At 60.5% G+C, this 4,156-nt stretch carries 4 protein-coding genes; all 4 read left to right on the top strand.

Annotation, left to right across the window (positions count from 1 at the left end; genetic code table 11):
• Positions 1–363 (top strand): hypothetical protein (locus JQ624_RS38095; protein ID WP_212423993.1); only part of this gene is annotated, 363 nt, incomplete at its 5' end.
• A 582-nt stretch (positions 364–945) separates the two neighbouring features.
• Entirely contained in the window at positions 946–1,191 is a 246-nt protein-coding gene (locus JQ624_RS38090; protein WP_212423992.1) for a hypothetical protein, read from the top strand.
• A gap of 339 nt (positions 1,192–1,530) precedes the next feature.
• Entirely contained in the window at positions 1,531–2,787 is a 1,257-nt protein-coding gene (locus JQ624_RS38085; protein ID WP_212423991.1) for a tetratricopeptide repeat protein, read from the top strand.
• Positions 2,788–3,196: 409 nt separating this feature from the next.
• Positions 3,197–4,114 (top strand): hypothetical protein, encoded by a 918-nt coding sequence (locus tag JQ624_RS38080; protein WP_249130422.1) that lies wholly within the window; start codon positions 3,197–3,199, stop codon positions 4,112–4,114.
• Positions 4,115–4,156: the final 42 nt, after the last annotated feature.

Genomic DNA, 4,156 nt, shown 5'->3' with positions numbered 1-4,156 from the left:
TACCTGGGTGATCCGGTGGCGGCAATACCGTGGATCGAACGCGCGATGCGTCTCGATCCGTTCTCGGCCCATCACTATTATCTCGACCTTGTGCGAGCTTTGTTCATGGCCGGACGCGCGACCGAGGCGATAGGCGTTTTGGAGCCGATGGAGCCAGACCGCTTCGAACACTACGCGCTGCTGGCGGCCTGCCAGTCAGCAGTCGGTGACACTCTGGCGGCGCAAGAGGCCGGGCGACGCGTCCTTGCAATGCGCCCAGCCTTTGCAATCGGTTCCTACTTGGAAAGTTGGTTTGCTTGGAAGCGGCCTGAGAACAAGGCGCGCTTGCGCGATGCGTTGCAAAAGTCGGGGCTACCCGAATAACCCGCCGTTTTGACGGACCATCATGCTCTGTTGCCAAAAGGCATCCACGCCATCCATTAACTCGCCGCGCCTCCTGCCCGCCCCGACGAGGTGATCGAACAAGACCGGCCGTTTCCGCTATTGGGCACCCAGCGGACGTGCCGCCCCTTCCGATTGGCGTGTGTTTGCGGGCGTGGACAGGATATGGCGAAGTAAACCGCCACTTCCGCCAGTTGACCATAGGTTGAAATTTTTGAACCCAACCGGCCGCGCCGGCGTTTCAAAAATTGCTGGCACGCAACAAATTCCGCACCTCATGAACATAAAATATTTGACGGGCTGAATTTTCTCTGCCTTTAGATCATGACATTCGTCGCGGGTGAAATCGCCTGCACTCTTGAGGACCGTAATGCGCACCGCACGCACGCACATCGCAGAGACTGCCGCCCGCGTCCGGCCGCTTATTCGGCTGGCCGCTTGGTCGTGCATGCCCGTGATGGCACGGGGTCCGAATTTTCAGCTCCAAGCGGGGCTGATCCGCAGAGCAAGAGTGTAACTCTCGGCGCAGGGCTGCTCCCTCCGCCGAAACGGCAGGAGGGCAAGATGAACGCCCGCAACGACGTCAAGAGACCATCCGATCAGAGCTTGGACGCGAGGCTTGTTCTGGCAGCGGCTCGACTGCGATTTGCCGCGCGGGTTGATTTTCTCGTGGCTCGCTGGCTCGAGCGCTGCGCCACGAACGCCGAGGCCGCACAACGGTTGTTCAAGACCGATCGGAAGCCCACACGTGAGTTCGGGATGGGCGTGAGCCTTGTCGTTTCATCTCCACGCTGGGATGAGTCCCCATGACGGGGGCAGGCGGCGGGGTGGGGATAGCATCAAGGTATGGGAGAGGCTGCCCAGATGGCAGCCTCCCTTAATCTATTGCAGATCACCGGTGTTGACGTCATGCCCCCTCAAAGCAAGGCTCGCCCTGTTCAATGTCGAATCTTCACGAACCGGATCTGACCGACCGATCTGACGATGTCTGCTTACGCGGGCAAGGCAGATCTCCCGGTTGCATCTCCGGACTTCCGGGTTTTGACCCATCTCGGACCTGGGTTGACGATGGCAGAATGTCTGCCGTTGGGGCTAAAGTCATCACGGCCGTACGTGTCGCGTCGGAGCGCAAGGCGGAGGAGGAACAGCATGGCAGCGCGCGGATCAGGTGGACTGCTCCTTTGCGTGGGTCTCCTGCTTGCGATGCCGGCGCAGGCCGCTACGCCGGCCGACCGCGGCGAGTGCGCCGCCAGCGCCGACAAGCCCGATTTCGGGGGCGCCGCCTGCAGCCGCATCATCGACGATGCAAGCGAGCAGGTGGCGGAACGCGTCAAGGCCTTCAAGAACCGGGGCCGCGGCTCCTTCAACAGAAAGGATTACGACGGCGCGATTGCCGACTACGGCGAGGCCATCAAGCTCAGCCCGAAGGACGCCTGGGCCTTTGCGCACCGGTGTGAGGCACACGAGAGCAAAGAGGACCACGACGCGGCCGTTGCCGATTGCACCGCGGCGATCAAGATCGATCCGAAATATGGCTGGGCCTACAACAACCGTGGCGTCGCCTATTACGGTCTGCATGAATACGACGCTGCGCTGGCCGACCACGCCGAGGCGATCAGGCTCAATTCCAGGGACGCGTGGGCCTATGCCCGCCGCGGCATGGCGTGGACGGAAAAGGGGGAATTCGACCAGGCGGTCGCCGAGATCACCGAGGCGGTCACAATCGATCCGAAATACGCCTTTGGTTTCGGCCAAAGGGGTCAGGCGCTCTTCAGGAAGAGGTTGATCACGAAAAAAGGCGGATGGGAGCCCGCCATCGCAGACTACAGCGAGGCAATCAAGCTCGATCCAGATCTGGTTTGGCTGTACAGCGCGCGTGGCGTTGCCTACAGCAACAATCGCCAATACGACCTCGCCGTTCCGGATTGCAGCGAGGTCATCAAGCGCGAGCCTAAAAATTCCGGCGGGTACAATTGCCTCGGCGTCGCTTACGAAGGCTTGAAGGACTATCGCCGCGCGATCGCTGCCTATGATCAGTCGATCGGCATCAATCCAAGGAACGGCGTGGCGTATTGGAATCGCGGCAATGCCTATGCGGCGCTGCGCAAGATCGATGATGCGATCGCCGACTATGACCGGGCGATCGCGATAAACCCCAAGGACTTCAACGCTTTCAACTCCCGCGGCAAAGCCTACGTCGCAAAGGGTGACAGCAACCAAGCGATTGCAGATTTCACGCAAGCGATCCAGTTCGGTCCGTCCTATGTCGAAGCCTACAACAACCGCGGCCTCTCCAATGAAGTGCTGGGCCGCCGCGCCGAGGCGATCGCCGATTTCCGCAAGGCGCAATCGATCGATCCGGCCGACCGGGTCAGCAAGCAACAGCTCCGCGTGCTCGGTTTCTGATCGCGTACCGTTCAAATTCTGCTCAAGGGGCAGACCCGCGATCCGACTCGTCCGTGCTGCGTCGCTTTTGCTACACCGATCGACTACACCCCGTCTCGATCTCTGCTCTTGAGCGCATCTCGGACGAGATTTGCTCACCCTGAATTCTTCCGGGTTTGGCACCTTTGAGACATGCCCGCCTATCCTGAGAATGTCCGTTCACCGGGGTAGACCGGAAGTCACCGTGGTCCGGCCAAACCGACGCGAATGACCCCAACCGGACATCTATTCGGACGTCGTAGAACCGATGACTGTTCAAGCAACAACTTGAGAGAGGCGAGAACTTAGTCAGCAACCTTGACCAACCCGAAGCCGCGAAAATGTGCTAGTCTTTGGAATCCGGGCGTGTGGCCCCTGCGGGGAGGCAACGGTGACGAACTCGGAAGTCTCCAACGACCTACCGGACAAACCGACATCCGATAACGAGCAACCGGACAAAGCGACATCCGATAAGGAGCAACCGGGGAAACCGCCATCCGACCGCAATCCAAAGAGTCGCCTGCGAGCACGATTGCAGTTGATGGGCGGGGCGCTTGCCTCGATTGCCGCCGTCGGCGCGATCGCGGGTGGCCTCGTCGGCTATTGGACTGTGTGGAAGACGCTCCGCACCGATGTGTTTCCGGACAAGCAACAGACGCAGAGGGAGGCTACCGCCCGCCCCGACATTGCTCCCCGCTTGTCGCTCGTCGTCCTGCCGTTCGTAAACCTCAACAACGATCCGGAGCAGGACTATTTCGCCGACGGCATTACGACCGATCTGACGACCGACCTCGCGCAAATGCCCGGCGCGTTCGTTATCGGACGCGGAACGGCCTTTACATACAAGAACAAGCAGATCGACTTCAGGACGCTCGGCAAGGACCTCGGCGTCCGCTGGGCAGTCCAGGGCGCGGTGCGGCGCAACGGGGACCAGGTCCGGGTCAACGTATCGCTTACCGATATCGCGAGCGGTCGGGACGTCTGGTCCGATCGTTTCGACGGCGATCGCACGAACCTCGCCGCCTTGCAGGACCAGATCACAGCGCGGCTCGCCCGCTCGCTGAACATTGAACTGATGCAAGCCGAAAGCCGTCGCAGCGAAGTGGACCGGTCGAGAAATCCAGACGCCATGGACTTCACGATGCGCGGCTGGGCAAAGCTCTACGAGCCGCACTCGAAGATCCAAAATGCTCAGGCAAAGGACCTATTCGATAGTGCGCTGCGCCTCGATCCGGACAACGTTGAGGCCATCATTGGGAAAGCGCGGTGTTTAGAGCGCTTTCCACTTGATGCGGGTCATTGTCCATAGCCAGCATGCCGAAAGTAATTGACGCACTGCTGTGGCGCAAAT

The organism is Bradyrhizobium sp. AUGA SZCCT0283 (genome assembly GCF_018130385.1).
GTDB lineage: Bacteria > Pseudomonadota > Alphaproteobacteria > Rhizobiales > Xanthobacteraceae > Bradyrhizobium.
Note: the sequence above shows the minus strand (reverse complement) of the source record. Positions and strands in the feature narration are given on the sequence as shown.

Coding starts and splice junctions, on each gene's coding strand:
- JQ624_RS38090 (WP_212423992.1), top strand. CDS start 946: ATGAACGCCCGCAACGACGTCAAGAGACCATCCGATCAGAGCTTGGAC.
- JQ624_RS38085 (WP_212423991.1), top strand. CDS start 1,531: ATGGCAGCGCGCGGATCAGGTGGACTGCTCCTTTGCGTGGGTCTCCTG.